The sequence below is a fragment of the Streptomyces sp. NPDC012769 genome (genome assembly GCF_042901205.1).
GTDB lineage: Bacteria > Actinomycetota > Actinomycetes > Streptomycetales > Streptomycetaceae > Streptomyces.
This window is the reverse complement of sequence record NZ_JBIBCP010000001.1, coordinates 1,869,988-1,895,349: the sequence shown is the minus strand read 5'-3', so window position 1 is coordinate 1,895,349 and position 25,362 is coordinate 1,869,988. Positions and strand designations below refer to the sequence as shown.

Annotated in this window: 19 protein-coding genes and 1 riboswitch; of the genes, 14 read left to right on the top strand and 5 right to left on the bottom strand. The window is 73.1% G+C overall.

The genetic code is table 11. The features are described from left to right. The first annotated feature begins 53 nt into the window (after positions 1-53). Positions 54-1,112: a CobW family GTP-binding protein gene (locus ACFY7C_RS08420; protein WP_389645611.1), complete on the top strand. Its 1,059-nt coding sequence runs from the start codon at positions 54-56 to the stop codon at positions 1,110-1,112. A 113-nt stretch (positions 1,113-1,225) separates the two neighbouring features. On the opposite strand, the gene ACFY7C_RS08415 is transcribed toward ACFY7C_RS08420, so the two are convergent. Continuing rightward, a complete protein-coding gene (locus ACFY7C_RS08415) occupies positions 1,226-3,682 on the bottom strand; it encodes a DNA topoisomerase (ATP-hydrolyzing) subunit A (RefSeq protein WP_389645609.1) in 2,457 nt (818 codons plus the stop codon). 181 nt (positions 3,683-3,863) lie between these two features. Between ACFY7C_RS08415 and ACFY7C_RS08410 the strand changes: the two genes are divergently transcribed. The 4 genes from ACFY7C_RS08410 (at position 3,864) to ACFY7C_RS08395 (ending at position 8,607) form a co-directional block, all read left to right on the top strand. Beyond that, positions 3,864-5,210 carry a M16 family metallopeptidase gene (locus ACFY7C_RS08410; protein WP_389645606.1) on the top strand — a complete coding sequence of 449 codons (1,347 nt, stop codon included), beginning with the start codon at positions 3,864-3,866 and terminating at the stop codon, positions 5,208-5,210. 26 nt (positions 5,211-5,236) lie between these two features. Beyond that, entirely contained in the window at positions 5,237-6,604 is a 1,368-nt protein-coding gene (locus tag ACFY7C_RS08405) for a M16 family metallopeptidase (RefSeq protein ID WP_389646086.1), read from the top strand. Positions 6,605-6,806: 202 nt separating this feature from the next. Next, positions 6,807-6,972: riboswitch (cyclic di-AMP (ydaO/yuaA leader) on the top strand. 12 nt (positions 6,973-6,984) lie between these two features. Beyond that, complete coding sequence (locus tag ACFY7C_RS08400; RefSeq protein ID WP_389645604.1) at positions 6,985-7,755, top strand: M23 family metallopeptidase; 771 nt, start codon at positions 6,985-6,987, stop codon at positions 7,753-7,755. A gap of 168 nt (positions 7,756-7,923) precedes the next feature. Then, entirely contained in the window at positions 7,924-8,607 is a 684-nt protein-coding gene (locus ACFY7C_RS08395; RefSeq protein ID WP_389645601.1) for a GntR family transcriptional regulator, read from the top strand. 154 nt (positions 8,608-8,761) lie between these two features. Here ACFY7C_RS08395 and ACFY7C_RS08390 read toward each other — a convergent pair whose 3' ends face one another. Continuing rightward, a complete protein-coding gene (locus ACFY7C_RS08390) occupies positions 8,762-9,043 on the bottom strand; it encodes an HPr family phosphocarrier protein (RefSeq protein ID WP_046910823.1) in 282 nt (93 codons plus the stop codon). A 193-nt stretch (positions 9,044-9,236) separates the two neighbouring features. On the opposite strand from ACFY7C_RS08390, the gene ACFY7C_RS08385 reads away from it, so the two are divergent. The 4 genes from ACFY7C_RS08385 to ACFY7C_RS08370 all read left to right on the top strand — a co-directional run bounded on the left by ACFY7C_RS08385 (position 9,237) and on the right by ACFY7C_RS08370 (position 14,705). After that, positions 9,237-12,098, top strand: a complete 2,862-nt coding sequence (locus tag ACFY7C_RS08385) for a GNAT family N-acetyltransferase (protein WP_389645598.1) — start codon at positions 9,237-9,239, stop codon at positions 12,096-12,098. 101 nt (positions 12,099-12,199) lie between these two features. Continuing rightward, positions 12,200-12,793: a DUF5998 family protein gene (locus ACFY7C_RS08380; RefSeq protein WP_389645595.1), complete on the top strand. Its 594-nt coding sequence runs from the start codon at positions 12,200-12,202 to the stop codon at positions 12,791-12,793. After that, positions 12,793-13,998 (top strand): alkaline phosphatase family protein, encoded by a 1,206-nt coding sequence (locus tag ACFY7C_RS08375; protein ID WP_389645592.1) that lies wholly within the window; start codon positions 12,793-12,795, stop codon positions 13,996-13,998. Before ACFY7C_RS08380 ends, ACFY7C_RS08375 begins: the two co-directional genes overlap by 1 nt. Before the next feature lie 59 nt (positions 13,999-14,057). Further along, positions 14,058-14,705: a thymidine kinase gene (locus tag ACFY7C_RS08370; protein ID WP_389645589.1), complete on the top strand. Its 648-nt coding sequence runs from the start codon at positions 14,058-14,060 to the stop codon at positions 14,703-14,705. Between the two features lie 37 nt (positions 14,706-14,742). On the opposite strand, the gene ACFY7C_RS08365 is transcribed toward ACFY7C_RS08370, so the two are convergent. Next, on the bottom strand, positions 14,743-15,738 hold the full coding sequence (locus ACFY7C_RS08365; protein WP_389645586.1) for a GlxA family transcriptional regulator: 996 nt from the start codon (positions 15,736-15,738) through the stop codon (positions 14,743-14,745). Positions 15,739-15,877: 139 nt separating this feature from the next. On the opposite strand from ACFY7C_RS08365, the gene ACFY7C_RS08360 reads away from it, so the two are divergent. The 3 genes from ACFY7C_RS08360 to ACFY7C_RS08350 are packed head-to-tail and all read left to right on the top strand — an operon-like array spanning position 15,878 to position 20,937. Next, the gene (locus ACFY7C_RS08360) at positions 15,878-18,610 is read left to right on the top strand and encodes a YfhO family protein (RefSeq protein WP_389646083.1); all 2,733 of its coding nucleotides are present in this window, start codon (positions 15,878-15,880) and stop codon (positions 18,608-18,610) included. Between the two features lie 39 nt (positions 18,611-18,649). Continuing rightward, entirely contained in the window at positions 18,650-19,624 is a 975-nt protein-coding gene (locus ACFY7C_RS08355) for a glycosyltransferase family 2 protein (protein WP_389645583.1), read from the top strand. Positions 19,625-19,626: 2 nt separating this feature from the next. Next, positions 19,627-20,937, top strand: a complete 1,311-nt coding sequence (locus ACFY7C_RS08350) for a polysialyltransferase family glycosyltransferase (RefSeq protein WP_389645581.1) — start codon at positions 19,627-19,629, stop codon at positions 20,935-20,937. A 76-nt stretch (positions 20,938-21,013) separates the two neighbouring features. Here ACFY7C_RS08350 and ACFY7C_RS08345 read toward each other — a convergent pair whose 3' ends face one another. After that, positions 21,014-21,790, bottom strand: coding sequence for a VOC family protein (locus ACFY7C_RS08345; protein ID WP_389645578.1), 777 nt, complete (start codon positions 21,788-21,790; stop codon positions 21,014-21,016). 214 nt (positions 21,791-22,004) lie between these two features. Between ACFY7C_RS08345 and ACFY7C_RS08340 the strand changes: the two genes are divergently transcribed. Then, positions 22,005-22,832, top strand: coding sequence for a sulfurtransferase (locus ACFY7C_RS08340; RefSeq protein ID WP_389645575.1), 828 nt, complete (start codon positions 22,005-22,007; stop codon positions 22,830-22,832). A gap of 163 nt (positions 22,833-22,995) precedes the next feature. On the opposite strand, the gene sepH is transcribed toward ACFY7C_RS08340, so the two are convergent. Further along, entirely contained in the window at positions 22,996-24,051 is a 1,056-nt protein-coding gene (sepH, locus tag ACFY7C_RS08335; protein WP_389645572.1) for a septation protein SepH, read from the bottom strand. Positions 24,052-24,483: 432 nt separating this feature from the next. On the opposite strand from sepH, the gene ACFY7C_RS08330 reads away from it, so the two are divergent. Then, entirely contained in the window at positions 24,484-25,362 is an 879-nt protein-coding gene (locus ACFY7C_RS08330) for a hypothetical protein (protein WP_389645570.1), read from the top strand.

Genomic DNA, 25,362 nt, shown 5'->3' with positions numbered 1-25,362 from the left:
TTCGCAGGCGCGGGCACCGCCCGCACGTACCCGACGGCCCGGAGGCATGACCCTTGACCACCCAGCAGATCCCCGTCGTCGTCCTGGCCGGGTTTCTCGGGGCGGGGAAGACGACCCTGCTCAACCATCTGCTGCGCAGCGCGCGCGGGACGCGGATCGGGGTCATGGTCAACGACTTCGGCGACATCGGCATCGACGCCATGACCGTCGCCGGTCAGGTCGGCTCCACCGTCTCCCTCGGCAACGGCTGCCTGTGCTGTGCCGTCGACGCGAGCGAGCTGGACGAGTATCTGGAGGTGCTGACCCGCCCCGAGCTCCGCCTCGACGTGATCGTGATCGAGGCCAGCGGTCTCGCCGAGCCGCAGGAGCTGGTCCGCATGGTGCTGGCCAGCGACAACGAGCGGATCGTCTACGGCGGACTGGTCGAGGTGGTCGACGCGGCCGAGTTCGCGGGGACCCGCGCCCGCCACCCGGAGACCGACCGCCACCTCGCCGCCGCCGACCTCGTCGTCGTCAACAAGGCCGACCGGGTGGCGCCCGAGGAGCTCCGTACCGTACGGGAGACGGTCACTGGCCTCGCCGGACGGGCGGCCGTGGTCGAGGCCGTCCAGGGCCGCGTCGACCCGGAGCTGCTCTTCGACCGGGTCGTGCCCGAGGACGAGATCGCGGGACAGATGTCGATCGAGGACATCCTGTACGGCTCCGAGGACGAGGACCACGCCCACCCGCACGCGGCCTACGAGACCGTCTCGCTCACGGCCTCGACCCCACTGCACCCGCGCCGTCTGATGGCCTTCCTCGACTCGCGCCCCGAGGGCCTCTACCGGATCAAGGGCTTCGTCGACTTCGGCACGGCCGACCCGGCCAACCGCTACGGCGTCCACGCGGTCGGCCGCTTCCTGCGCTTCTCCCCGGAGCCCTGGCCCGCGGACGAGCCCCGGCTGACCCAGCTGGTGCTCATCGGCACCGGGGTCGACGCCGCCGCCCTGCGCAAGGAACTCGCCGCCTGCGAGCAGAACGGCCCGGGGGACGTCCCCGACGAGCACAGCATGTGGGGCGTGCTGCGGTACGTGCCCGGCACCGAGGACGAGCCGGACGCTGCTTCCTCCTGAGCGATCCCGGATTCGGTACGACTCCTGAGCGGTCCGGATTCGATACGAGAACGCCCCCCGGCCCGCGCCGACGCGCGGACCGGGGGGCGTCCCGGTATCGAGCCGGGGGCCGGCTAGCCGATCGGTCCCGCCACCACGTCCACCGGCTTCGCCAGCGGCGTGCCCGAGCCGTCGCGGCGCGGGTCGAGCTCCGGGAGGTCCACCGGGGTGCCGTTCTTCTGGGCGGCGCGGGCGGGGGTCGCTCCCGCCCAGGCCAGGAGCAGGACGTCCTCGCCCTTCAGGAAGCGCTGGCAGCGGACTCCGCCGGTGGCCCGGCCCTTGCGCGGGTACTGATCGAAGGGGGTGAGCTTGGCGGAGGTCGGGGCCGCTCCGGTGAGCGTGCCGGAGGAGCCGGCCACCGTGAACACGGCGGCCTCCGCCGCCGGGTCCACGGCGGTGAACGAGATCACCTCGGCGCCCGCCGTCAGCTTGATGCCGGCCATGCCGCCCGCGGGACGGCCCTGCGGCCGCACCTGGGAGGCCGGATAGCGCAGCAGCTGGGCGTCGGAGGTGATGAAGACCAGGTCCTCCTCGCCCGTGCGCAGCTCCGTCGCGCCGACGATCCGGTCGCCCTCCCTGAGGGTGATGACCTCCAGCTCCTCCTTGTTCGCCGGATAGTCCGGCACCACGCGCTTGACCACGCCCTGCAGCGTGCCGAGCGCCAGGCCGGGCGAGGCCTCCTCGAGCGTGGTCAGGCAGACCACGGTCTCGTCCGCCTCCAGGGACACGAACTCGGCCAGCGGCGCGCCGCCCGCCAGCGTGGGCGCGCTCGCCGTGTCGGGCAGCTGCGGCAGGTCGATGACCGCGATCCGCAACAGCCGGCCGGCCGAGGTCACCACGCCGATGTCACCGCGCTGGGTCGCCGGGACCGTCGAGACGATCACGTCGTGCTTGGCGCGCTTGCCGTCCTGCACCGTCGGCAGCTGCTCGGTCACCGTACGGGCCAGCAGTCCGGTCGAGGAGAGCAGCACCCGGCAAGGGTCGTCCGCGACCTCGAGGGAGACGGCCGTCACCGGGGCGCCCGCCGACTCCAGCAGGACCGTGCGCCGCTCGGTGGCGAACTTCTTCGCGACGGCCGCCAGCTCCGCCGAGACCAGCTTGCGCAGCTCCGCGTCGGACTCCAGGATCCCGGTCAGCTCGTCGATCTCGCCGGTGAGCCGGTCGCGCTCGCTCTCCAGCTCGATCCGGTCGAACTTGGTGAGCCGGCGAAGCGGGGTGTCCAGGATGTACTGCGTCTGGATCTCGCTCAGCGAGAAGCGCTCGATCAGGCGCTCCTTGGCCTCCGCCGAGTTCTCGCTCTGCCGGATCAGCCGGATGACCTCGTCGATGTCGAGGAGCGCGACGAGCAGGCCCTCCACCAGGTGGAGCCGGTCGCGCTTCTTGCCGCGCCGGAACTCGGAGCGACGACGGACGACGTCGAAGCGGTGGTCGAGGTAGACCTCCAGGAGCTCCTTGAGGCCGAGCGTCAGCGGCTGTCCGTCGACCAGCGCCACGTTGTTGATGCCGAAGGACTCCTCCATCGGCGTCAGCTTGTACAGCTGCTCCAGGACCGCCTCGGGCACGAAGCCGTTCTTCACCTCGATGACCAGGCGCAGGCCGTGGTTGCGGTCGGTGAGGTCCTTGACGTCCGCGATGCCCTGGAGCTTCTTGGAGCCGACCAGGTCCTTGATCTTGGAGATGACCTTCTCGGGGCCGACCGTGAAGGGAAGTTCGGTGACGACGATGCCCTTGCGGCGCGCCGTCACGTTCTCCACGGTGGCGGTCGCGCGGATCTTGAAGGTGCCGCGGCCCGTCTCGTACGCGTCCTTGATGCCGGACAGGCCGACGATCCGGCCACCGGTGGGCAGGTCGGGACCCGGCACGAAGCGCATCAGCGCCTCCAGGTCCGCGTTCGGGTGGCGGATCAGGTGGCGGGCCGCCGCGACGACCTCGCCCAGGTTGTGCGGGGGCATGTTGGTCGCCATGCCGACCGCGATTCCCGACGCGCCGTTGACCAGCAGGTTCGGATACGCGGCGGGGAGCGCGACCGGTTCCCGCTCCTGGCCGTCGTAGTTCGGCGCGAAGTCGACGGTGTCCTCGTCGATGGACTCCGTCATGAGCAGTGCGGCCGGGGCCATCCGCGATTCCGTGTACCGCATGGCGGCCGGCGGGTCGTCGTTGCCGAGCGAGCCGAAGTTGCCGTGGCCGTCGACGAGCGGCACGCGCATGGAGAAGGGCTGTGCCATGCGGACCATCGCGTCGTAGATCGACGCGTCGCCGTGCGGGTGCAGCTTGCCCATGACCTCGCCGACGACCCGGGCGCACTTCACGAAGCCGCGGTCGGGCCGCAGGCCCATCTCGTTCATCTGGAAGACGATGCGCCGCTGCACGGGCTTCATGCCGTCGCGGGCGTCGGGCAGCGCGCGGGAGTAGATCACCGAGTACGCGTACTCGAGGAAGGAGCCCTGCATCTCGTCAACGACGTCGATGTCGAGGATTCGCTCCTCGAACGCGTCGTCCGGCGGCGGTGTCTTCGTGCTGCGGCGGGCCATCGCGGCTGCGGCTCCTTCACCAACATGGTTGATCTGACGCGGACCATTGTGGACCGTGCCACCGACAACGCCGACCGCGACCCGGAAGAGGGACATCCGTGACGGCCGGGAACTTCGCCAGGTGTCGGCGCGCTTGCATACAGTGGCAGGACTTTTTCACATCGCGATCGAAGGGACGTACATGCCCATGGGTCACACGGCCACGGCCGAGGCCGGCTCCGGCGGCCTGACAGCGACCGAGCACCGGCTGGCCAACGGCCTGCGCGTGGTGCTCTCCGAGGACCACCTGACCCCGGTCGCCGCGGTCTGCCTCTGGTACGACGTCGGCTCGCGTCACGAGGTGAAGGGCCGCACCGGCCTCGCCCACCTCTTCGAGCACCTGATGTTCCAGGGCTCGAAGCAGGTCCACGGAAACGGTCACTTCGAGCTGGTGCAGGGCGCGGGGGGCTCGCTCAACGGCACGACGAGCTTCGAGCGCACCAACTACTTCGAGACCATGCCCGCCCACCAGCTGGAGCTGGCGCTCTGGCTGGAGGCCGACCGCATGGGCTCGCTGCTCGCGGCCCTGGACGACGAGTCCATGGAGAACCAGCGGGACGTCGTCAAGAACGAGCGCCGCCAGCGCTACGACAACGTGCCGTACGGCACCGCCTTCGAGCGGCTGACCGCCCTCGCGTACCCGGCGGGCCACCCGTACCACCACACCCCCATCGGCTCGATGGCCGACCTGGACGCCGCCACCCTGGAAGACGCCCGGAACTTCTTCCGCACCTATTACGCGCCGAACAACGCGGTGCTCTCGGTCGTCGGCGACATCGACCCGCAGCAGACCCTCGCCTGGGTGGAGAAGTACTTCGGCTCCATCCCCGGCCACGACGGCAAGCCCGAGCCGCGCGACGGCTCGCTGCCCGACGTCATCGGCGAGCAGCTGCGCGAGGTCGTCGAGGAGGAGGTCCCGGCCCGTGCGCTGATGGCCGCCTACCGGCTGCCGCACGACGGCACGCGCGCGTGCGACGCCGCCGACCTGGCCCTGACCATCCTGGGAGGCGGCGAGTCCTCCCGTCTCCACAACCGCCTGGTCCGCCGCGACCGCACGGCCGTCGCCGCCGGCTTCGGCCTGCTGCGCCTTGCCGGCGCGCCCTCGCTCGGCTGGCTGGACGTCAAGACCTCCGGCGGCGTCGAGGTGCCGCGGATCGAGTCGGCCGTCGACGAGGAGCTCGCCCGCTTCGCGACCGAGGGCCCGACGCCCGAGGAGATGGAGCGCGCCCAGGCCCAGTTGGAGCGCGAGTGGCTGGACCGGCTGGGCACGGTCGCCGGCCGCGCCGACGAACTGTGCCGGTACGCGGTGCTGTTCGGTGACCCGCAGCTCGCCCTGACGGCCGTGAACCGGGTCCTCGACGTCACCGCCGAGGAGGTGCGCGAGGTCGCCCAGGCCCGACTGCGTCCGGACAACCGCGCCGTCCTGGTCTACGAGCCGGTGGCCGGCGAACAGAGCGACAGCGACGAGGAAGAGGGAGCGGACCAGTGACCGACGCTGCCGCGTCTTTGACGAGCATGACCTTCCACCCGCAGCCCCAGCCGGGCGAGGCCAAGCCCTGGGCGTTCCCCGCCCCGGAGCGCGGCGCGCTCGACAACGGCCTGACCGTGCTGCGCTGCCACCGTCCCGGCCAGCAGGTGGTGGCCGTCGAGATCTTCCTCGACGCCCCGCTGGACGCCGAGCCCGAGGGCCTGGACGGCGTCGCCACCATCATGGCGCGCGCCCTCTCCGAGGGCACCGACCAGCACAGCGCCGAGGAGTTCGCCGCTGAGCTGGAGCGCTGCGGCGCCACCCTCGACGCCCACGCCGACCACCCCGGCGTGCGGGTCTCCCTGGAGGTGCCGGTCTCCCGGCTGCCCAAGGCGCTCGGCCTGCTCTCCGAGGCCCTGATCGCCCCCGCCTTCGCCGAGACCGAGATCGAGCGCCTGGTGCGCAACCGGCTCGACGAGATCCCGCACGAGACGGCCAACCCGGCCCGCCGGGCCGCCAAGCAGCTCTCCAAGGAGCTGTTCCCGGCCGCCGCCCGGATGTCCCGGCCGCGCCAGGGCACCGAGGAGACCGTCGGCGCGATCGACGCGGCCGCCGTCCGCGCCTTCTTCGACGCCCACGTCCGGCCGGCCGCGGCCACCGCCGTGGTCGTCGGCGACCTCACCGGTGTCGACCTGGACAAGGTGCTGGACGAGTCCCTCGGCGCCTGGACGGGCGCTCCGGCCGAGCCCCGCCCCATGCCGCCCATCACGGCCGACGACACCGGCCGGGTCGTCGTCGTGGACCGCCCCGGCGCCGTCCAGACGCAGCTGCTCATCGGCCGCGTCGGCGCCGACCGCCACGACCGGGTCTGGCCGGCGCAGGTGCTCGGCACGTACTGCCTCGGCGGCACCCTCACCTCCCGCCTGGACCGCGTCCTGCGCGAGGAGAAGGGATACACCTACGGCGTGCGGGCCTTCGGCCAGGTGCTGCGCTCCGACGGCAAGGGCAACGGCGCCTCGATGCTCGCCATCAGCGGCTCGGTCGACACCCCGAACACCGGCCCGGCGCTCGAGGACCTGTGGAAGGTGCTGCGCACGCTGGCCGCCGAGGGGCTGACCGACGCCGAGCGGGACGTGGCGGTGCAGAACCTGGTGGGCGTCGCCCCGCTCAAGTACGAGACGGCCGCCTCCGTCGCGGGAACGCTCGCCGACCAGGTCGAGCAGCACCTCCCGGACGACTACCAGGCGCAGTTGTACGCGCGGCTTGCCGAGACGGGCACGGTGGAGGCGACCGCGGCCGTGGTCAACGCCTTCCCGGTGGACCGGCTCGTGACCGTGCTCGTCGGCGACGCGTCGAAGATCGCGGAGCCGGTGCGGGCACTCGGCATCGGTGAAGTGACCGTCGTCACCGGCTGATTGAGTTGCCGTCACGGACGGCGGAGGACCCCGACGACCTGCTTCGTCGGGGTCCTCTCGTATGTCCGTATTGTCGTCGATCATGCCTGAATGCCCTGTGGCATGTCTTACAAACGAGCGCGTCTGTTTGGCGATTGCCCGAAGATCGGCCTAGCGTCGACCCGGCTGTCCGGCCGTTGCACCACGCCGCATCCGCGGCAACGGACAGTCATCGCCGAGTCCCCGCAAGGCGCGAGCCTGGGGAGCCGGGGACCCGCACGCAGTCCCTGGGGTGAATCGGACGCCTTCGCTCCGCGCGGAGGGGCCCGTAGGAGACCTTCCTGCTCCGAACCCGTCAGCTAACCCGGTAGGCGAGAGGGAAGGAAAGGATCAGCCACTACATGGCGTTCACCCGTGCCACCGGGAAGCATCGTGGTCCGAGCCGAATGGCGCGCCGCAACGCCGGCCTCGTCGGCGTGGCGACCCTCGCCACCACCGGCGTCATCGGCACCCTCGCCTCCCCGGCGCTCGCCGCCGACACGGAGGAGCCCTCTCCCGAGGACACCGGCCTCACTCAGGTGATCACCGAGGAGTCCCTCTCCGAGCGGGTCGACGCCCAGGCCGCCGCGCAGGAGAAGGAGGCCTACGAGGCCGCCGCCCGCGCCAAGGCCGCCGCCGAGGCGAAGCGCAAGGCCGAGGCCCGCGCCAAGGAGATCCGCGCCGCCAAGGAGCGCGCGGCCCGTGAGGCCGAGCGCAAGCGCCTGAACTCCTTCCAGCTCCCCGTCGCCGGCACGTACGTGTCCACCGGTTACAAGACCGGCGGCTCGCTCTGGTCCTCCGGCAGCCACTCCGGCATCGACTTCCACGCCTCCTACGGCAGCAAGGTCGTCTCCGTCGGCACCGGCACCGTCGTCGAGGCCGGCTGGGGCGGCGCGTACGGCAACAACATCGTCATCCGGATGCACGACGGCACGTACACCCAGTACGGCCACCTCTCCGCGATCAGCGTCTACGTCGGCCAGAAGGTCACCCCCGGCGAGCAGATCGGCATCTCGGGCTCGTCCGGCAACTCCACCGGCCCGCACCTCCACTTCGAGGCGCGCACCAGCGCCGAGTACGGCTCGGACATCAACCCGATCTCCTACCTCCGCGCCCGCGGCGTCGACGTCTGATCCGACGGACCCGCTCACACGACCGAAAAGGCCCCGGCTCCTGAGAGCCGGGGCCTTTTTCGTCCCCGAATTCCGGGGCGGCATCGGAAATTCCGGCGTCCTGCAATAGAGTCGCCGGAACAAGCGCCGCTCGATGGGGTTTCGCGCGGATCAAAGGGGAGGTCGGACATGCGCATTCCCGCGCACTCGGTATGCACGGCGATCCGGGACGACATCGTCTCCGGGGTGTTCGAGCGCGGTGCCCGGCTGACGGAGGAACAGCTCGCCCGCCGCTACGGCGTCTCCCGCGTCCCGGTCCGCGAGGCCCTGCGCACCCTGGAGTCCGAAGGCTTCGTGGTCACCCGCCGCCACGCCGGCGCCCATGTCGCCGAGCCCACCGAGCAGGAGGCGGCCGATCTGCTGGAGATGCGGTCGCTGCTCGAACCGCTCGGTGCCGCCCGCGCCGCGCAGCGGCGCACCGACGCCCACCTCAAGGTGTTGCGCGGCCTGGTCAGGCTGGGGCAGGAGCGGGCCAGGCGCGGCCGGGGCGAGGATCTGGCCTCGCTGGGCGGCTGGTTCCACGAGACCCTGGCGCAGGCCTCCGGGAGCCCGCCGCTCACGGCGCTGCTCACCCAGCTGCGGCACAAGATCGCCTGGATGTACGCGGTCGAGCCGGCCGACCGGCCCGTGGAGGCGTGGGCCGAGCACGGGGCGATCGTCGACGCCGTGGCGCGCGGGGACGCCGAGCGGGCCCGGGCCCTGACCGCGCTGCACGTGGAGCACACGCTGCCGCTGCACCGGCTGAAACGACCGGAGCGGGCGCGTGTGAGGGTTTCGCAACATGTCGTCAACATCGTGGGCCGGCCGAATTAACACGGGCACCGTATACAAAGAGGTGGGAATTCCGGGGCGTCCTTCGGGCTGCCCGAATTCCGGCAGTCCTGAATTCCTCGAAAAAAGAAGCCGTACCCACCGGAATTCCGGCGGCTACGGCTTCTTGTCGATCCGTCGTCGGGGAGGAGACGGGTCAGACGGTCTCGGGGAGCTCCTCGAGACCCTCGGCGACCAGCTTCGCCAGGCGGTCGAGCGCGGCCTCGGCGCCGTCGGCGTCCGAAGCGAGCACGATCTCCTCGCCGCCCTGGGCACCCAGGCCGAGCACCGCGAGCATGGAGGCGGCGTTGACCGGGTTGCCGTCGGCCTTGGCGATCGTCACGGGGACGCCGGCGGCCGTGGCGGCACGGACGAAGATGGAGGCGGGGCGGGCGTGCAGGCCCTCGGCCCAGCCGACGTTGACGCGGCGCTCAGCCATGGTGGTTGCCCTTCAACTTTCAGCGGTTGTCTAGACCAGTCTCTCACGGGTGACGACATGCTCGTACCGACCTTCGGCCCCGGCGGGGGCGGCCCTTCGGCCTTCCCCACCTTGCCCGGAGCGCACCTGCGGCGCGACCGCTGCCACGGTCACGACCGGTGCCACTGTCGGACCCCGGCCGTAGTCTTGCCCCATGCAGAGCGCGTCGGAACAGTCGCCACAGCCGGAGCACGCGTATCCCGACCACTGGGAAGCGGACGTGGTGCTCCGCGACGGCGGCACCGCGCGCATCAGGCCCATCACCGTCGACGACGCCGAGCGACTGGTCAGCTTCTACGAGCAGGTCTCGGACGAGTCGAAGTACTACCGCTTCTTCGCGCCCTACCCGCGCCTCTCCGCCAAGGACGTCCACCGCTTCACCCATCACGACTTCGTCGACCGGGTGGGACTCGCCGCGACCGTGGGCGGTGAGTTCATCGCCACCGTGCGCTACGACCGCATCAACGACCAGGGGCGCCCCGCCTCCGCACCCGCCGACGAGGCCGAGGTCGCCTTCCTCGTCCAGGACGCCCACCAGGGGCGGGGTGTCGCCTCCGCCCTGCTCGAACACATCGCGGCCGTCGCCCGGGAGCGCGGGATCCGCCGGTTCGCCGCCGAGGTGCTGCCCGCCAACAACAAGATGATCAAGGTCTTCACGGACGCCGGCTACACCCAGAAGCGCAGCTTCGAGGACGGCGCCGTCCGCCTCCACCTCGATCTGGAGCCCACCGACCGCTCCCTCGCCGTCCAGCGCGCCCGCGAACAGCGCGCCGAGGCCCGCTCCGTGCAACGCCTCCTCGCCCCCGGCTCCGTCGCCGTGATCGGCGCCGGCCGGGCCCCCGGCGGCGTCGGCCGGACCGTGCTGCGCAACCTCCTCGACTCCGGCTACACCGGCCGCGTCCACGCGGTGAACGCCGCACTGGGGGAGGGGCCGCACGAACTGGAGGGCGTCCCCGCCTTCCGCTCCGTCGCCGACATCGGCGAGCCCGTCGACCTCGCCGTCGTCGCCGTCCCCGCCGAGCGCGTCCCCGAAGCCGTCGCCGACTGCGGCGAGCACGGCGTGCGCGGCCTCGTCGTGCTCTCCGCCGGATACGCGGAGAGCGGCGCCGAGGGCCGCGAGCGCCAGCGCGCCCTGGTCCGCCAGGCCCGCTCGTACGGCATGCGGATCATCGGGCCCAACGCCTTCGGGATCATCAATACGGCCGAGTCCGTCCGGCTGAACGCCTCGCTCGCCCCCCAGATGCCGGTCGCCGGGCGGATCGGGCTCTTCACCCAGTCCGGCGCCATCGGCATCGCGCTCCTCGCCGGCCTGCACCGGCGCGGCGCCGGTCTCTCCTCCTTCCTCTCGGCCGGCAACCGCGCCGACGTCTCCGGAAACGACCTCCTCCAGCACTGGTACGACGACCCCGCCACCGACGTCGTCCTCCTCTACCTGGAGTCGATCGGCAACCCCCGCAAGTTCACCCGGCTCGCCCGCCGCACGGCCGCCGTCAAGCCCGTCGTGGTGGTCAAGGGCGCCCGGCACAGCGGCAGCGCCCCGCCCGGCCACCGCGTCCCGGTCACCCGCATCCCGCACGCCACCGTCTCCGTCCTGCTGCGGCAGGCCGGAGTCATCCGCGTCGACACCGTCACCGAGCTCGTCGACGCGGGTCTGCTCCTCGCCGACCAGCCCCTGCCGGCGGGCCCCCGCGTCGCCATCCTCGGCAACTCAGAGTCCCTCGGCCTGCTCACCTACGACGCCTGCCTCACCGAGGGCCTGCGCCCGCTGCGCCCCCTCGACCTCACCACCGGAGCCGGCCCCGCCGACTTCCGCGCCGCGCTCACGGCCGCCCTCGCCGACGACGCCTGCGACGCCGTGGTCGTCACCGCCATCCCCTGGGTCGGCGAGAACGGCGCCACCGAGTCCGGCGACGGAGAGGTCCTCGCCGCGGCCCTCCGCTCCGCGGTCGCCGCCGCCCCCGGCCCCGCCAAGCCGGTCGTCGTCGTCCACGTCGAGATGGGCGCCCTCGCCGAGGCCCTGTCCGCGGCCACCCGCACCCGCCCCGCGGGCCCCGCGACCCCGGTCGCCCCCGCCCCGGCCCCCGCCACCGAGCCGGCGGCCGCCGCATCGGAGGAAGCCGCCGGGCAGCCACCCGCCCGCGGTCCCATCCCCGCCTACCCCGCCGCCGAGCGGGCCGTCCGCGCCCTCGCCGAGGCCGTCCGCTACGCCCAGTGGCGCCGCCAGACCGCCGCCGACCCCGGCCGGGTCCCGGAGTTCGAGCACATCGACGAGACCGGGGCCGCCGCCCTCATCGAGCGGATCCTCGGCGAGCCCGCCGTCGACGCGCGCGGCGTCACCCTCGGCACCGAGGACACCCTCGCACTCCTCGGGCGGTACGGGATCGAGGTCCTGCCCACGCTACCCGCGCCCACCCCCGACGACGCCGTACGGGCCGCCGCCCGCCTCGGCTTCCCCGTCGCCCTCAAGACCACGGCCCCCCACCTGCGCCATCGCCCCGACCTCGGCGGCGTACGCCTCGACCTCGCCACCGAGGAACAGCTGCGCACGGCCTACGCCGAGCTCACCGAGACCCTCGGAAAGCCGGAGGAGCTCCAGCCGGTCGTCCAGGCCATGGTCCCCCGCGGTGTCGACACGGTCGTCCGCGCCGCCATCGACCCCGCCGTCGGCGCCGTGCTCTCCTTCGGCCTCGCCGGAGCCGCCTCCGAGCTCCTCGGCGACATGTCCCACCGACTGGTCCCCGCCACCGACCGGGACGCCGCCGACCTCGTCCGCTCCATCCGCACCGCCCCCCTCCTCTTCGGCTGGCGCGGCTCCGCCCCCGTCGACACACCCGCCCTCGAAGAACTGCTGCTGAGGGTCTCCCGGCTCGTCGACGACCACCCCGAGGTCGTCGCCATCTCCCTCGAACCCGTCGTCGTCGCCCCCCGCGGCCTCTCCGTCCTCGGCGCCACCGTCCGCCTCGCCCCGCCCCCGCCCCGCACCGACCTGGGGCCGCGCCGGCTCCCGAGCTACTAGCCTCGCGACCGGCCGAGCGGGGGAAGGAGGGTGCCGTGAGCGAGTCGCCGAGCAGCGGCGGAGGGCCGGAGGGGCCCCCGTCGCCCCGTAGGATGGAGTCCATGGCGAAGACCGGTACGACGACCCAGGGGCTGCGCGCGGCGATCGAGCGCAGCGGCTACTACCCGGCCCTCGTGGCCGAGGCGGTGGAGTCCGCCGTCGGCGGCGAGGCCGTCGCGTCGTACGTGGTCCACCAGGAGACCACCTTCGACGCGAACGAGGTCCGTCGCCACGTCACCGTCCTGGTCCTGACGGCCAACCGCTTCATCGTCAGCCACACCGACGAGCAGGCCGCCGACAGCAGCTCCCCGACGCCGTACGCGACGACCTCCACCGAGTCCGTGAAGCTCGACCGGATCTCCTCGATCGTGGTCAGCCGCGTCGTCGCCAACCCCGAGTCGTACACCCCGGGCACCCTGCCCCGCGAGGTCGTCCTCACCATCGGCTGGGGCGCCGTCTCCCGCATCGACCTGGAGCCGGCCGCCTGCGGCGACCCCAACTGCGACGCCGACCACGGCTACACCGGCAGCTCCACCGCCGACGACCTCAGCCTCCGGGTCAGCGACGCCGGCGACGGCCCGGACACCGTCCGGCAGACCCTCGCCTTCGCCCAGGCGCTCTCCGAGGCCACCGCGTCGACCACGGCCACCCGCTGATGGTCCAGCCCGTGGCCCTGACCCAGGGCTGGCCCGACGACCCGGTCCCGCTCGACCCCGCCACCGCGCCGGTCCCCGAGTACGGCTCCGGCTCCCTCGCCGACCTCCTCCCCACCCTCGTCGCCGGCCAGGGCGTGCCCGGCTGCGAGGCGCGGATCACGGAGCTCGAGCCCGCCGACCGCAACTGCGTCTTCCTCATCGACGGGCTCGGCTGGGAGCAGATCAAGGCCCACCCGGACGAGGCGCCCTATCTGACCTCGCTGCTCGCCACCTCCCGCGGCGGCACCGGCCGCCCCCTCACCGCCGGCTTCCCGGCCACCACCGCGAGCTCCCTCGCCTCGGTCGGCACCGGGCTCTTCCCCGGCACCCACGGCCTGCCCGGCTACACCGTGCGGAACCCGGACACCGGCGAGCTGATGAACCAGCTCCGCTGGAAGCCGTGGACCTCGCCGCAGGTCTGGCAGCCGTACCCCACCGTCTTCCGGCTCGCCGACGAGGCCGGGATCCACACCGCCCAGGTCTCCTCGCCGGTCTTCCGGGACACCCCGCTCACCAAGATCGCGCTGAGCGGCGGAACGTTCCACGGACGGCTCTCCGGCGAGGAGCGCATGGACCTCTCCGCCGAGCAGCTCGCCGCCGGCGACCGCTCCCTGGTCTACACGTACTACAGCGAGCTCGACGGCGCCGGACACCGCTTCGGCATCGGGTCCGACGCCTGGCGCGGCCAGCTGATGTTCGTCGACCGGCTCGTCCAGCGGCTCGCCGAACAGCTCCCGCCCCGCGCGGCGCTGTACGTCACCGCCGACCACGGCATGGTCGACATCCCCTTCGACGAGGACCACCGGATCGACTTCGACGAGGACTGGGAGCTGCGCGCCGGTGTCGCGCTCCTCGGCGGCGAGGGCCGCGCCCGGCACGTCTACGCCGTCCCCGGCGCCCAGGCGGACGTCCTGACCTGCTGGCGCGAGGTCCTCGGCGACCGCTTCTGGGTGGCGGGCCGTGACGAGGCCATCGAGCTCGGCTGGTTCGGCGACCGGGTCGACGAGCGGGTGTACGGACGGATCGGCGACGTGGTGGCCGCCGCCGACGGAGACCTCGCCATCACGGCCTCCGTCAACGAGCCGAACGAGTCCGCGATGGCGGGCATGCACGGGTCCATGACCGCGGCGGAGCAGCTCGTACCGCTCCTCCAAGTCCGTTCCTGACGCGCCCCGCTCCTCCCGCCCCCGTCCCTCCCCCGATCGTGAAAGGTCATCGACCTCCCATGCCCGAGCTGGTGTTCTTCTCCGGAACGATGGACTGCGGAAAGAGCACCCTCGCTCTTCAGATCGAACACAACCGCTCCGCGCGGGGCCTCCAGGGCATGATCTTCACCCGGGACGACCGGGCCGGAGCGGGCAAGCTCTCCTCCCGGCTCGGTCTCGTCACCGACGCCGTCGAGGCCGCCGAGGGCTTCGATTTCTACGCGTACCTCGTCGCCCATCTGTCGAAGGGCGGGCGCTGCGACTACGTCATCGCCGACGAGGCCCAGTTCCTCGCGCCCGAGCAGATCGACCAGCTCGCCAGGGTCGTCGACGATCTCGAGCTCGACGTCTTCGCCTTCGGCATCACCACCGACTTCCGCTCCAAGCTGTTCCCCGGCTCACAGCGGCTCGTCGAGCTCGCCGACCGGGTGGAGGTCCTCCAGGTCGAGGCCCTGTGCTGGTGCGGCGCCCGCGCCACCCACAACGCGCGCACCGTCGGCGGCGAGATGGTCGTCGAGGGCGCCCAGGTCGTGGTCGGCGACGTGAACGCGGGGGACGAGGTCGGGTACGAGGTGCTGTGCCGCCGACACCACCGCAAGCGGATGACGAGCGCGACGGCGCGGGCGGCGGCCCTTTCGCCCGACGTGCTGCCGGTCAGCCTGGGCTGACCGACTGCGAGGGCGCCGATGGCGAGGGCCGCGCCCGTCAGTCGCCGGGGGTGGCCCGGAAGCGGCGGCGGTACTCCATCGGCGTGGTGTCGAGCCGACGGCGGAACGCCCGTATCAGCGTGTCCGTCGTGCCGAAGCCGCAGAGCGTGGTGATCCGTTCCAGGGTGGCGTCGGTGGACTCCAGCTGGTGGCGGGCCATTTCCACCCGGGCCGACTCCACGTAGGCGCTCGGTGTCGTCCCCAGCTCCGCCTTGAAGATCCGGGTGAGCTGGCGCTCGCTGACGTGGGCGCTGGCGGCGAGGTCCGCGAGGGTCAGCCGTTCGCCGATGTTGCGGCTGATGTAGTGGCGCAGGTCCTCCATCCGCCGGGTCGTCGAGACCGGTTCGAGGGGCACGCTGAACTGGCTCTGCCCGCTGGGCCGCTTCAGGTACATCACCAGCTGCCGGGCGATCCGCAGCGCCGTCGTCTCGCCGAAGTCGTCGGCGACGAGGGCGAGCGCGAGGTCGAGGCAGGAGCTGATGCCCGCGCCCGTCCACACGTTCCCGTCCCGGATGAAGATCGGGTCGGCGTCGACCTCGACCGCCGGATGGTCGGCGGCGAGCTGCTGCGCGGTCGACCAGTGGGTGGTGGCCCGCCTGCCGTCGAGCAGACCGGCGGCGGCCAGGATGTGCGCCCCGACACACACGGAGGTGACCCGCCGGGTCCGCTCGGCGAGGGACCGCACCCGGTCGACCACACCGGGGTCGACCAGCGCGTGCACCCGGCGCCGCTCGTCCATCTCGACCGCGCCGGGCACCAGGAGGGTGTCGACGGCCCGCGTGGCCAGCGCGTCGAAGGTCGTGTCGGGCAGGACGCGCACGCCGGCGGAGGTGGTGACCGGGTCCATGGTCTCGGCGGCGAGGACGACCTCGTAGCCCGGCCCGTCGTCCGTCTCGCGGCGCAGGAGGGCGAAGACCTCGGGCGGTCCGGTGACGTCGAGCAGGTCGACGCCCTCGAAGAGGACGATGACGACGAGTCGTTCGACGGTGCTCATGGGATCTCCGGTCGGTGGGCGAACGCGATGTCCGGAGGTGCATGGTACGGAGCCCGTCGGTCAGGGGCACCGGCTGTTCACCTGAGGTGTGCTCGGGGACCTCCTGCTGATCGGCCGCGAGTCGCACGGCTCGGCGGTAATGCGTCTCTACGGCGACCGTCATCGCCGAGCCGACCTTGGAGGACGTGTGCCACCCGCCGCCCAGACCGAGCCCTCCCCGTCCCGGCCGCGGCTGCGGGCGGCGGCGGGCGCGGCGCTGCTGACCGGTCTGCTGTTCTGCCTCGCCGGGCGGCTCGCGGGGAGTCACCCCCTCGGATCCCGCACCCGCAACATCGTCGACCTGGGCCAGCAGTACCTTCCGTACCACGCGTACTGGCGGAAGCTGATCACGGGGGAGACCCACGGCGATCTCTTCCTGAACTGGACGTCGGGTTTCGGCTCCAACTTCCTCGGTGACTTCGGCACCTATCTGAGCAGCCCGTTCGACCTGCTCGTCGTCCTCTTCCCGGCCGACCGCACCGAACTCGCCCTGTACGTCATCACCGTCGCCAAGATCTCCACGGCGGGCGCGGCGATGGCGGCGCTGCTCCTCACCCTGCGGCGCGGCCCGTGGCCGATCGCCGCCGTGCTCGGCACCGCGTACGCGCTGTCCGGATGGACCTTCAACTACGGCGCCACCGTGCCGATGTGGCTCGACGGCCTCATCGCCTTCCCGCTGCTGTGCCTGGTGGCGGAGTGGGCCCGCACGGGGCGCCGGCCGGTGCTCGGGCCGCTGGTCGTCGCCCTGGTCTGGTTCGCCAACTTCTACACCGCCTACATGGCCACCCTCGGCGCCGCCGTCGTCCTCGCCGTCCGGCTGTCCACCACCCGCGACATCCGCGACACTCACGACACCCACGACGACTCCGCCGCCCGCCGTCGCCCCCGGCTCGCCGCCCTGCTGCGGGCCGCCCGGACCGTCCTCATCGGCATCGGGCTCGCCGCCCCGCTCGTCGTCGTCATCTTCCTCGCCACCAGGGTCGCCGACCCGACCCCGCCCACGGCCTTCGCCCCCGCCGCCTGGCCGGACGTCCTCGCCCGCCTCCTGCCGGCCACCGCGAGCGTGGCCACTCCCGCCCTCTTCGTCGGCACCCCCGCCCTCGCACTCGCCCTCACCCTGCCCTTCAACACCGCCGTCGCCGCCCGCGTCCGCCTCGCCTGGACCACCGCGATCGTGCTGGTCGCGCTGTCGCTCCAGTGGGAGCCCACGCATCTGCTCTGGCACGCGGGGGCCTCGCCGAACGGCATCCCCTACCGGCAGACCTTCGTGCTGTGCGGGCTGCTCCTGATCGCGGCCTGGCTGTCCACGGCCCGCGGACTGCCCCGGCCCGCAGCTCTGTTCGGCGGCGGCGGGCTGCTGGCGGTCGCCGCCCTGGCCGCCGGCGGCAGCGCCGACATCGACCGCTGGACCTACCCGGCCGCCGCGGGAGCCGCCGCCCTGGCCGTGCTCGCCGCCCAGGCCGCGCTGCTCGCCGGACGCCGGCCCGGCAGCCGCCTGCTGCCCGTCCTCGCCGTCGCCCTGCTGCTCGCCGCCCAGGCCGGCGAGACCCTCGTCACCGGCAAGCGCATCGAGGAACAGCAGCTGAGCAAGGTCTCCTGGGCCCCCCGTGTCGGCCCCTGGCACACCGACATGGCCCGCGCCGTCGCCGCCAAGGACGCCTGGCCGCGCCACCGGACCGACCCGGGTGAGGTGCCGGGCGGCAACGACGTCCTGCTCGTCGGCGGAGAGGGCGCCGACTACTACAGCAGCCTCACCTCCGCCACGTACTCCGGAACCCTCGCGGGCCTCGGCTTCGGCTACTACGCCAAGGGCCGGCACCCCGTCAGCCTCGACAACCCCGTCACCGACGCGATCTTCTCCATCGGCACCCGGATGCGCTCGACCCCGAAGGCACCGCTCGACCTGGACCGCCCGCCGGAGGCACGGATCACCGTCACCGACACTCCCGTGCCGCCGCTCGTCACCGTCCACCCCAGCGCCCAGGCGCCCCCCGCCGGCCCGGCCGCCGACTCCGCGTTCGCCCGCCAGGAACGACTCCTCGGCCACACCGTGTACGACGTGCCGGACGCCCCACTCCGTACGACCGCCCCCGACGGCACCGTCACCCTCGCCGCGAGCTGCCCCGCGGGCTCCCAGGTCTGGCTCTGGGCCCCGGAGTACCAGGGCACCGCCGCCCTCGCCGACGGAGAACCCGTCGACGCACGGCCCGCCGACGGAGAACCCGTCGACGCACGGCCCGCCGACGGAGAACCCGTCGCCTTCGCGGGCAAGCAGCCGTCCGTACTGGCCCCCATGCAGCCACTCGGCACCACTCCGGCCACCGGCACCGTACGGATCGACCTCCGCCCCAAGCCCGGGGGCACCACGGCCAGGACGAAGCCCGGGCCGAAGCTGCCCGCGCACCCGATCGGCTGCCTGGTCGCGGAACGGCTCGACACCGCCGTACGGAAGCTCACCGCCACCGGCGCGACCGAGGTCCGCACCACCGGCCACACCGTCACGGCCGACCTGCCGCCGGGCAGCACCGGCACCGCCGTCCTGGCCGTCCCCCGGATCTCCGGCTGGCGCTGTGCGGCCGGCGACGCACCCCTCGCCCCCGCCCGCAGCCGCCTCGGTCTGCTCGCCGTCCCCCTCGACGGCCGGGCCACCTCCGTGACCTGCTCCTTCCGCCCGCCGGGGCTGCGGCTCGGCGGCGCGATCGGAGCCGTGGCCCTGGCCGCGCTCCTCGGCACCGCCCTGCTCCACCGGCGCCGCGCCCGCGCACCCGAGGGACGGCAAGAGTTCACCCCCCGTGAACCCGGGCCTCGTCCGGCGGAGAAGAGCACTGCCTAGTCTGCCCGCCAGTACAGAAACGCGAGTTGGGAAGCCCGAGTGCCGAAACTGTCCGTCGTCGTGCCCTTCCACAATGTCGGGCCCTACGCCCCCGACACCCTGCGCAGCCTCGCGGACAACGCGGATCCCGCCGGCACCGACATCGAGTTCCTGCTGATCGACGACCACTCGACCGACGAGACGCCGGACCTGCTCGACCGCTGGAAGGACCGCATCCCGCAGGCCACCGTGATCCGGCACGAGACCAACCTCGGCGTCGCCCAGGCCCGCAACACTGGGATCGACGCGGCGACCGGCGACTACCTCACCTTCCTCGACGGGGACGACTGGTACGCCCCCGGCCACCTGGCCGCGGTGGTCACCGGTATCGACCGCCTGGGCTGCGACTTCGCCCGCACCGACCACGTCCTGTCGACCGGCCGCAACCGCCAGATCCGCTACGCGCCCGCGAAGCGGCGGGACACCGTCATGGACCCCAGGGACGGCATCGCCCCGGCCAGCATGGTGACGATGGTCGACTATCCCTTCGTCCCGTTCGGCATCTACAGCGCCCGGCTGTTCGAGAACGGCGCCTCCCGTTTCGAGACGAAGCTGCGCACCGCCGAGGACCGGCTCTGGATCTGGCGGCTCCACCTCACCGCCCGCACCTACGCGGCGCTCTCCCTCCACGGCGTCTTCTACCGGCGCGGCGTCACCACCTCGCTCACCCAGATCACCGACAACCGGCAGCTCGACTTCATCCCGTCGTACGACCTGCTGCTCGACGAGGTCTCCCGCGACCGCGACGCCGACCGGTTCCTGCCGAAGGCCGTCCGTACTTACTGCGCGATGATCGCCTTCCACATGGCGAAGGCCGACCAGTACGAGCCGGCCGTGGCCAAGCGGCTCCGCCGCGACGTCACCGACGCCCTGCGCCGGATGCCGCAGCCCGTCCTCGCCGAGACCCTCGCGACGATGGACACCCCCCGCAGCACCCTCCTCAGGAGCCTGCGCGACACCGGAAAGGCCGCCTGACCATGCCGACCACCGAGCACGCGGAGCGCGTCCAGATCTTCCAGGTGTCCACCCTCTACGGCGCCGCGACCGTGGCAGCCGCCATCGACGCCGGGCAGTTCGGCGGCCCCGGCCACGCCCGACGCCTCCTGCTCGTCTCGAACAACGCCGAGGTCCCCGAGACCGCCGTCCGCATCGACTCCATGACCGGCTACGAGCGGATCGCCACCCGCTTCGACGAGGTCATCGACTGGAACGAGGCCGTCCACCCCCACCACCCCAGCTCCTGGGCCCCCCGCCCCGAGGAGGTGCCCCTCTGGCAGCGGGTCCTCCGCACCGCGTGGGGACTCGGCTCCGCCACCGTCGAGGTCGTCGTCGAGTCCATCCAGGTCAACCCGGCCAAGGCGATCGCCGCCGTGTTCGCCGAGAGCGCCGTCCACGTCTACGCCGACGGGCTCATGAGCTACGGCCCCACCCGCGACGAGCTGCCCCAGTCCGTCGCCTGCCGGATCCGCCGCGTCCTCCACCTCGACCTGGTGCCGGGCCTGAGCCCGCTGCTGCTCACCGAGTACGGCGTCGGGGCGGAGCTGGTCCCCGACGACGCCTTCCGCGCCGTGCTGCGGGAGATCGCGGAGGCCGCCGGGGCGACGGCCGAGGAGGCGGGGCTCACCGCCGCGGCCGCGGCCGCGCCGACCGCGCTGCTGCTCGGCCAGTACCTCGCCGTCCTCGGCATCCTCACCGTCGAGGAGGAAGAGGACCTGCACCTACGGATGCTGCGCGGCGCCGCCGCGGCCGGGCACCGCTCGGTGGTCTTCAAGCCCCATCCCACGGCCCCGGCGAGCTACTCGACCGCCCTGCACGAGGAGGCCGCCCGCACGGGCGTCACCCTCACCGTCCTGGACGGTCCGCTGCTCGCCGAGACCTTCTACGAGCGCTGCCGCCCCGACCTCGTCGTGGGCTGTTTCTCCACGGCCATGCTCACCGCAGCCGTCTACTACCGCGTGCCCGTCGCGCGCGTGGGCACCGGCACGGTCCTGGCCAGGCTCACCCCGTACGAGAACAGCAACCGCGTCCCGCTGACCGTCGTCGACCACCTCGTGCCCGACCTGGAGGGTGGCGCCGAGCCCACCGTGCCGGGCGGCGCGCCCGCGAGCCTGGCGCCGCTGGTCCGGGCGGTCGGCTACTGCATGCGGCCGACCGCCCACCCCGGGCTGCGCGCCGAGACCGCCCGCTACCTCGCGGAGCACCGGGGCGACCCGGCCGTCGACCTCCACTTCCCGGAGGAACGGCTCGCCGAGCTGGATCTGACGGCCCGCATGCCCGCCCGGGTCTGACCGGCTTCCGAGCCCGTCCGGACTGACCGGCTTCCGAGCCCGTCCGTGGCGCCCGCCGCTCAGGGGCGGTGGGGCCTCAGGCCCGCTCCGCCGACCGTACGAGGGTGAAGACCGCGCCCTCGGGATCGGTCACCAGGGCCAGCCGCCCCGCCGTGGCGTCGCGCGGCGGGCGGAGCACCTGACCGCCCAGCTCCGAGACCAGCCGGGCGGACGCGTCCACGTCGTCGACCTCGAAGTACGTCATCCAGTGGGCACCGCGGTCCCGCGGCAGCGCCGTGCCGACGCCGTGCAGGGAGACGACCGGCCGCCCGTCGAGGTGGAGCGTCAGATAGTCGAAGTCGGTGGAGACGGTGGGCTCGACCTCGTACCGGAAGATCGTCCGGTAGAACTTCCCGACCGAGCCCGTCTCGTACGTCAGGAGCTCGTTCCACACCGGGGTGCCGGCCGGGCCGGCGGTGGCGGTGCCGTGGTGGGCCTCGGCCTGCCAGACGCCGAAGACGGCACCGGCCGGATCCGAGCAGATCACCAGCCGCCCGGCCTCGCCCGCGTCGAGCGGACCGACGGCGACCGTGCCGCCGCAGCAGCGGATGGTCTCCGCCGTGTCGTCGGCGTCGTCCGTGGCCAGATAGGTCGTCCAGGCGATCGGCAGATGGCGGTCGGGCGGCAACTGACCGATCCCCGCCACCTCGCGGCCGTCGAGCAGCGCCCGCACATAGGGCCCGAGCTGCTGCGGGCCGGGCACGAAGTCCCAGCCGAAAAGCGACGCGTAGAACTCCAGCGTCGCGTCAAGTCCGTGCACCATCAAGCTCACCCAACAGGGTGTACCGGGTGTGCGCCGAGTCGCCTCGGTCATCGTCACTCTCTCCTCGCCAGTGGCCGTACGAGGGTGGGGTCGGCGGGCCGTACGGCGGGGCTCCGGCGGGTCCCTGCCCACCCTCCGCCCGTCGTACACATCGACCGGTCGTACGTTCCGTGCCGATGGTCGCACCGCGGGGCGGGCCGCGCGCCCCGGACGATTCCGGAAGGGGGGCCGTCTTCAGGGTGCGCGCTGAGCGAGGATGGCACCCATGAAGCCCATCATCTCCGCAAGCGAACTGTTGAGCGAGTCGGCCGGTGCGCGGCCTCCGGTCCTCCTGGACGTCCGCTGGACCCTCGGCGGTCCGCCCGGACGCCCCGAGTACGAGGCCGGGCACCTTCCCGGCGCCGTCTACGTGGACCTGGACACCGAACTCGCGGGCCCGCCCGGTCGCGGTGGCCGGCACCCGCTGCCGGACCCGGCCGCCTTCGGCGCCGCGATGCGCCGGGCCGGCGTCTCCGCGGACACCCCGGTCGTCGTCTACGACGGCGGCCTGGGCTGGGGAGCGGCCCGCGCGTGGTGGCTGCTGCGGTGGGCCGGGCATCCGGACGTGCGGGTCCTGGACGGCGGCCTCGCCGCCTGGGAGGGGGAGCTGTCCAAGGACGTCCCCTCTCCCGAGCCGGGCGACTTCGAGCCGCGGCCGGGCGGCATGGGGCTGCTGGACGCGGACGGCGCGGCGGCGCTGGCCCGCTCGGGGCTGCTGCTGGACGCGCGCGCCGCGGAGCGCTACCGCGGTGACGTGGAGCCCATCGACCGGGTCGGCGGGCACATCCCGGGCGCGGTCTCGGCCCCGACGACGGAGAACGTGGGCGCCGACGGCCGCTTCCTGCCCGCCGACGCGCTGGCGGCGCGCTTCGCCGCCCTGGGCGCCGCGGAGGGTACGGACGTGGCCGTCTACTGCGGCTCGGGTGTCTCCGGCGCGCACGAGGTCCTCGCCCTGCGGGTCGCCGGCCTCGACGCCGCCCTCTACGCCGGCTCCTGGTCCGAGTGGTCCTCCGACCCCGCCCGCCCGGTGGCCACGGGCCCCGACCCGCGGTAGCCGACGACGGCCTCCGGGCACACGCCGAAGGGGCCCGCGCCACCCGGGCGCGAGCCCCTTCGCCGTACGTCTAACGCAGTTCTCGTACGCCTCACGGCCTACGGCCCACCTATGGCCCACCTACGGCCCACCTACGGCCCACCTACGGCCCACCTACGGGGCGTCACTCCTGCTTCTTGCGGCGGGTGCCGAAGACGATCTCGTCCCAGCTCGGCACGGCCGCGCGGCGGCCCGGGCGGACGCCGTCCGCCTCGGCCTGACGGTCCGTCGCGCCGTGCAGCCGGTCCCGGTGGCCGGAGACGGCCCGCGGCATGAGGACGTCCGCGTAGGCCGAGCCGGCACCCGCGGAGGCGGCCGGAGCGGGCGGCTCCTCCGCCTCGACCTCGTCGGAGGGCTCCGTGTCGGTCGGTTCGGTCACCACCAGGTCGCCGCGGAAGCTCGGCACGGCCTCCAGGAGGCTGGTCAGGGAGTCGCGCTCCTCCTCCGGCTCGGCTGCCGGGGCGGGCGTCCGGTCCATCTGACGGTCGAGCGCGCGGTCCAGCGGCCGGTCCCGGGGGAGCCGGGCGATCCGGGGGACGAACGGGAAGCTGGGCTCCGGCACCGCGGCGAGCGTGTCGTCGGTCTCGCCGATCAGCGCGCGCGCCTCGTCGTCGACGGCCTGCACGAGACGCCGCGGCGGGTCGTACGTCCAGCTGGCGGTGTGGACCTCGCCGGCCACCCGATAGACCAGGAGGACCTCCCAGGTGCCGTCGTCACGGCGCCAGGAGTCCCACTGCACGGTGTCCTTCTCGGCGCCGCGCAGCAGCAGCCGCTCCTGCACCGCCTCGCCGAGCTGCGGCCCGGTGTTCTCGCCCGGCCGTCGTACGGGGGTCTTGCGGGCCCGCTCCGCCATGAACGCGCGCTCGGCGAGCACGGGACCCTCGAAGCGCCGTACCCGGTCGACGGGGATGCCGGCGAGCTGTGCGACCTCCTCCGCGGAGGCACCGGCACGTATCCGTGCCTGGATGTCGCGGGGGCGGAGGTGGCTCTCCACCTCGATCTCGATCTGGCCGAGCCGCGCGCGGTCGTTGCGCACGGCGGCTCGCAGCCGCTCGTCGATCGGAAGCGTGTACTCCGTGCTGTCAGCAGCCTTCAGCACCAGTCGTGTGCCGTCGTTCGAGACGGCCACGACACGCAGTTCGGGCATGGGAACCTCCCGGGTGGTGCCTGCCGACGTCACGTGCGTCGCTGCTTCCGCTAGTCGAGTGTGGCCTGCCCGGGTGCAGCCTGCCACAACCCTGCCGAGTTGCCCGGCGTGTCGGGCCTGGACCCTGGAACGCCGTTATGGCACGGTTACCCATTTGCGACGTAGAGTGATCGACCGTCACTCTGTGTCGCGGGAGTCCGTGCGGTGCCGCGGCGCCGCCGGTTCGAGTGCCACCTTCGGCCCCCTTCCGTCGATTCCGGACACCCGTGAGGGAATCCGGACCCAGGGTTCGCCACAGTACTCCATTCGGGCCACCTGGGTGGACCGGCGCGCCGCCCAACTTCTCGGGACGTACGGGAGTTGAGTCCCCGTCCTCTCCGGCCCGCGTGTCGCTCTTCACAGAAACGTCAGAAACGGAACTAATCCCTTCGCCCATTTGTCCCTTCTGGGTGCATGGTGGAACAGATGAACAAGCAGGGGTTGGAGATGCGTCACATGCCGGACACCGGCACGGTGCCCGAGAGGGAAGCGAAGAAAGACGAGAAGAAACGTTTCGACCTGAGCGTGCCTCAGGTCGCGGGCAGCGCCGTCGCGGCGGTCTTCGCCGCCAAACTCGCCTCCACCCTCGGTGTCTACGGCACCATCGTCGGCGCCGGCGTGATCAGCGTCATCGCCACCTGCGGCGGTCCGCTCCTCCAGCACCTCTTCAAGCGCACCGGCGAGCAGATGCGCGGGGCCACGGTCACCCGGCCGAGGCTGCGGCGGGCCGGCACCCTGCGCGAGGCCGCCCCCCACGAGGCCGCCCCCCACGAGGCCGCTTCCCACGGGAGCGGCGCCGACGGTGAGTTCGGGGAGCCCACCACCCACGGCACCCGGGTGCGGGGCTGGAAGCGCCCCGCCGCCGGCGCCGCCGTGGTCTTCCTGATCGCGATGGGCGGCATCACCGCGTACGAGCTGACCTCGGGTCAGGACCTCAGCGGCGCCAAGGGGACCACCACCTTCGGCTCCGTGGTCCGCGGCCAGGGCGGCGGGGACGAGGGTGCCGACAAGGGCGAGGAGCGGCGGCCGGGCGGGGGCGGCACGCCCTCATCGACGCCGAGCGCCGACACCGGGCGGGGGGACCGGGGCGAGCCGACCGGCAGTGGCACTCCGACGCCGGGCGGAGACTCCGGCACCGGCACCGGCACCGGCACCGGATCGGCCACCCCCGACCCGACCTCGACGCCGACGCCCACCCCCACGCCGTCCCGCTCCGCCGAGCCCTCGGACGACGCCACCACCGCCCCTCCGACGACCCCGCCCGACACCGACGCCGGAAGCGTCGGCGGGGCGGCGGCCGAGTGA

Excerpts from the sequence above, each read along its gene's own strand:
- ACFY7C_RS08415 (WP_389645609.1), bottom strand. The coding sequence starts at position 3,682 with ATGGCCCGCCGCAGCACGAAGACACCGCCGCCGGACGACGCGTTCGAG.
- ACFY7C_RS08410 (WP_389645606.1), top strand. The coding sequence starts at position 3,864 with ATGCCCATGGGTCACACGGCCACGGCCGAGGCCGGCTCCGGCGGCCTG.
- ACFY7C_RS08405 (WP_389646086.1), top strand. The coding sequence starts at position 5,237 with ATGACCTTCCACCCGCAGCCCCAGCCGGGCGAGGCCAAGCCCTGGGCG.
- ACFY7C_RS08400 (WP_389645604.1), top strand. The coding sequence starts at position 6,985 with ATGGCGTTCACCCGTGCCACCGGGAAGCATCGTGGTCCGAGCCGAATG.
- ACFY7C_RS08395 (WP_389645601.1), top strand. The coding sequence starts at position 7,924 with ATGCGCATTCCCGCGCACTCGGTATGCACGGCGATCCGGGACGACATC.
- ACFY7C_RS08390 (WP_046910823.1), bottom strand. The coding sequence starts at position 9,043 with ATGGCTGAGCGCCGCGTCAACGTCGGCTGGGCCGAGGGCCTGCACGCC.
- ACFY7C_RS08385 (WP_389645598.1), top strand. The coding sequence starts at position 9,237 with ATGCAGAGCGCGTCGGAACAGTCGCCACAGCCGGAGCACGCGTATCCC.
- ACFY7C_RS08380 (WP_389645595.1), top strand. The coding sequence starts at position 12,200 with ATGGCGAAGACCGGTACGACGACCCAGGGGCTGCGCGCGGCGATCGAG.
- ACFY7C_RS08375 (WP_389645592.1), top strand. The coding sequence starts at position 12,793 with ATGGTCCAGCCCGTGGCCCTGACCCAGGGCTGGCCCGACGACCCGGTC.
- ACFY7C_RS08370 (WP_389645589.1), top strand. The coding sequence starts at position 14,058 with ATGCCCGAGCTGGTGTTCTTCTCCGGAACGATGGACTGCGGAAAGAGC.
- ACFY7C_RS08365 (WP_389645586.1), bottom strand. The coding sequence starts at position 15,738 with ATGAGCACCGTCGAACGACTCGTCGTCATCGTCCTCTTCGAGGGCGTC.
- ACFY7C_RS08360 (WP_389646083.1), top strand. The coding sequence starts at position 15,878 with ATGCGTCTCTACGGCGACCGTCATCGCCGAGCCGACCTTGGAGGACGT.
- ACFY7C_RS08350 (WP_389645581.1), top strand. The coding sequence starts at position 19,627 with ATGCCGACCACCGAGCACGCGGAGCGCGTCCAGATCTTCCAGGTGTCC.
- ACFY7C_RS08345 (WP_389645578.1), bottom strand. The coding sequence starts at position 21,790 with ATGACCGAGGCGACTCGGCGCACACCCGGTACACCCTGTTGGGTGAGC.
- ACFY7C_RS08340 (WP_389645575.1), top strand. The coding sequence starts at position 22,005 with ATGAAGCCCATCATCTCCGCAAGCGAACTGTTGAGCGAGTCGGCCGGT.
- ACFY7C_RS08330 (WP_389645570.1), top strand. The coding sequence starts at position 24,484 with ATGAACAAGCAGGGGTTGGAGATGCGTCACATGCCGGACACCGGCACG.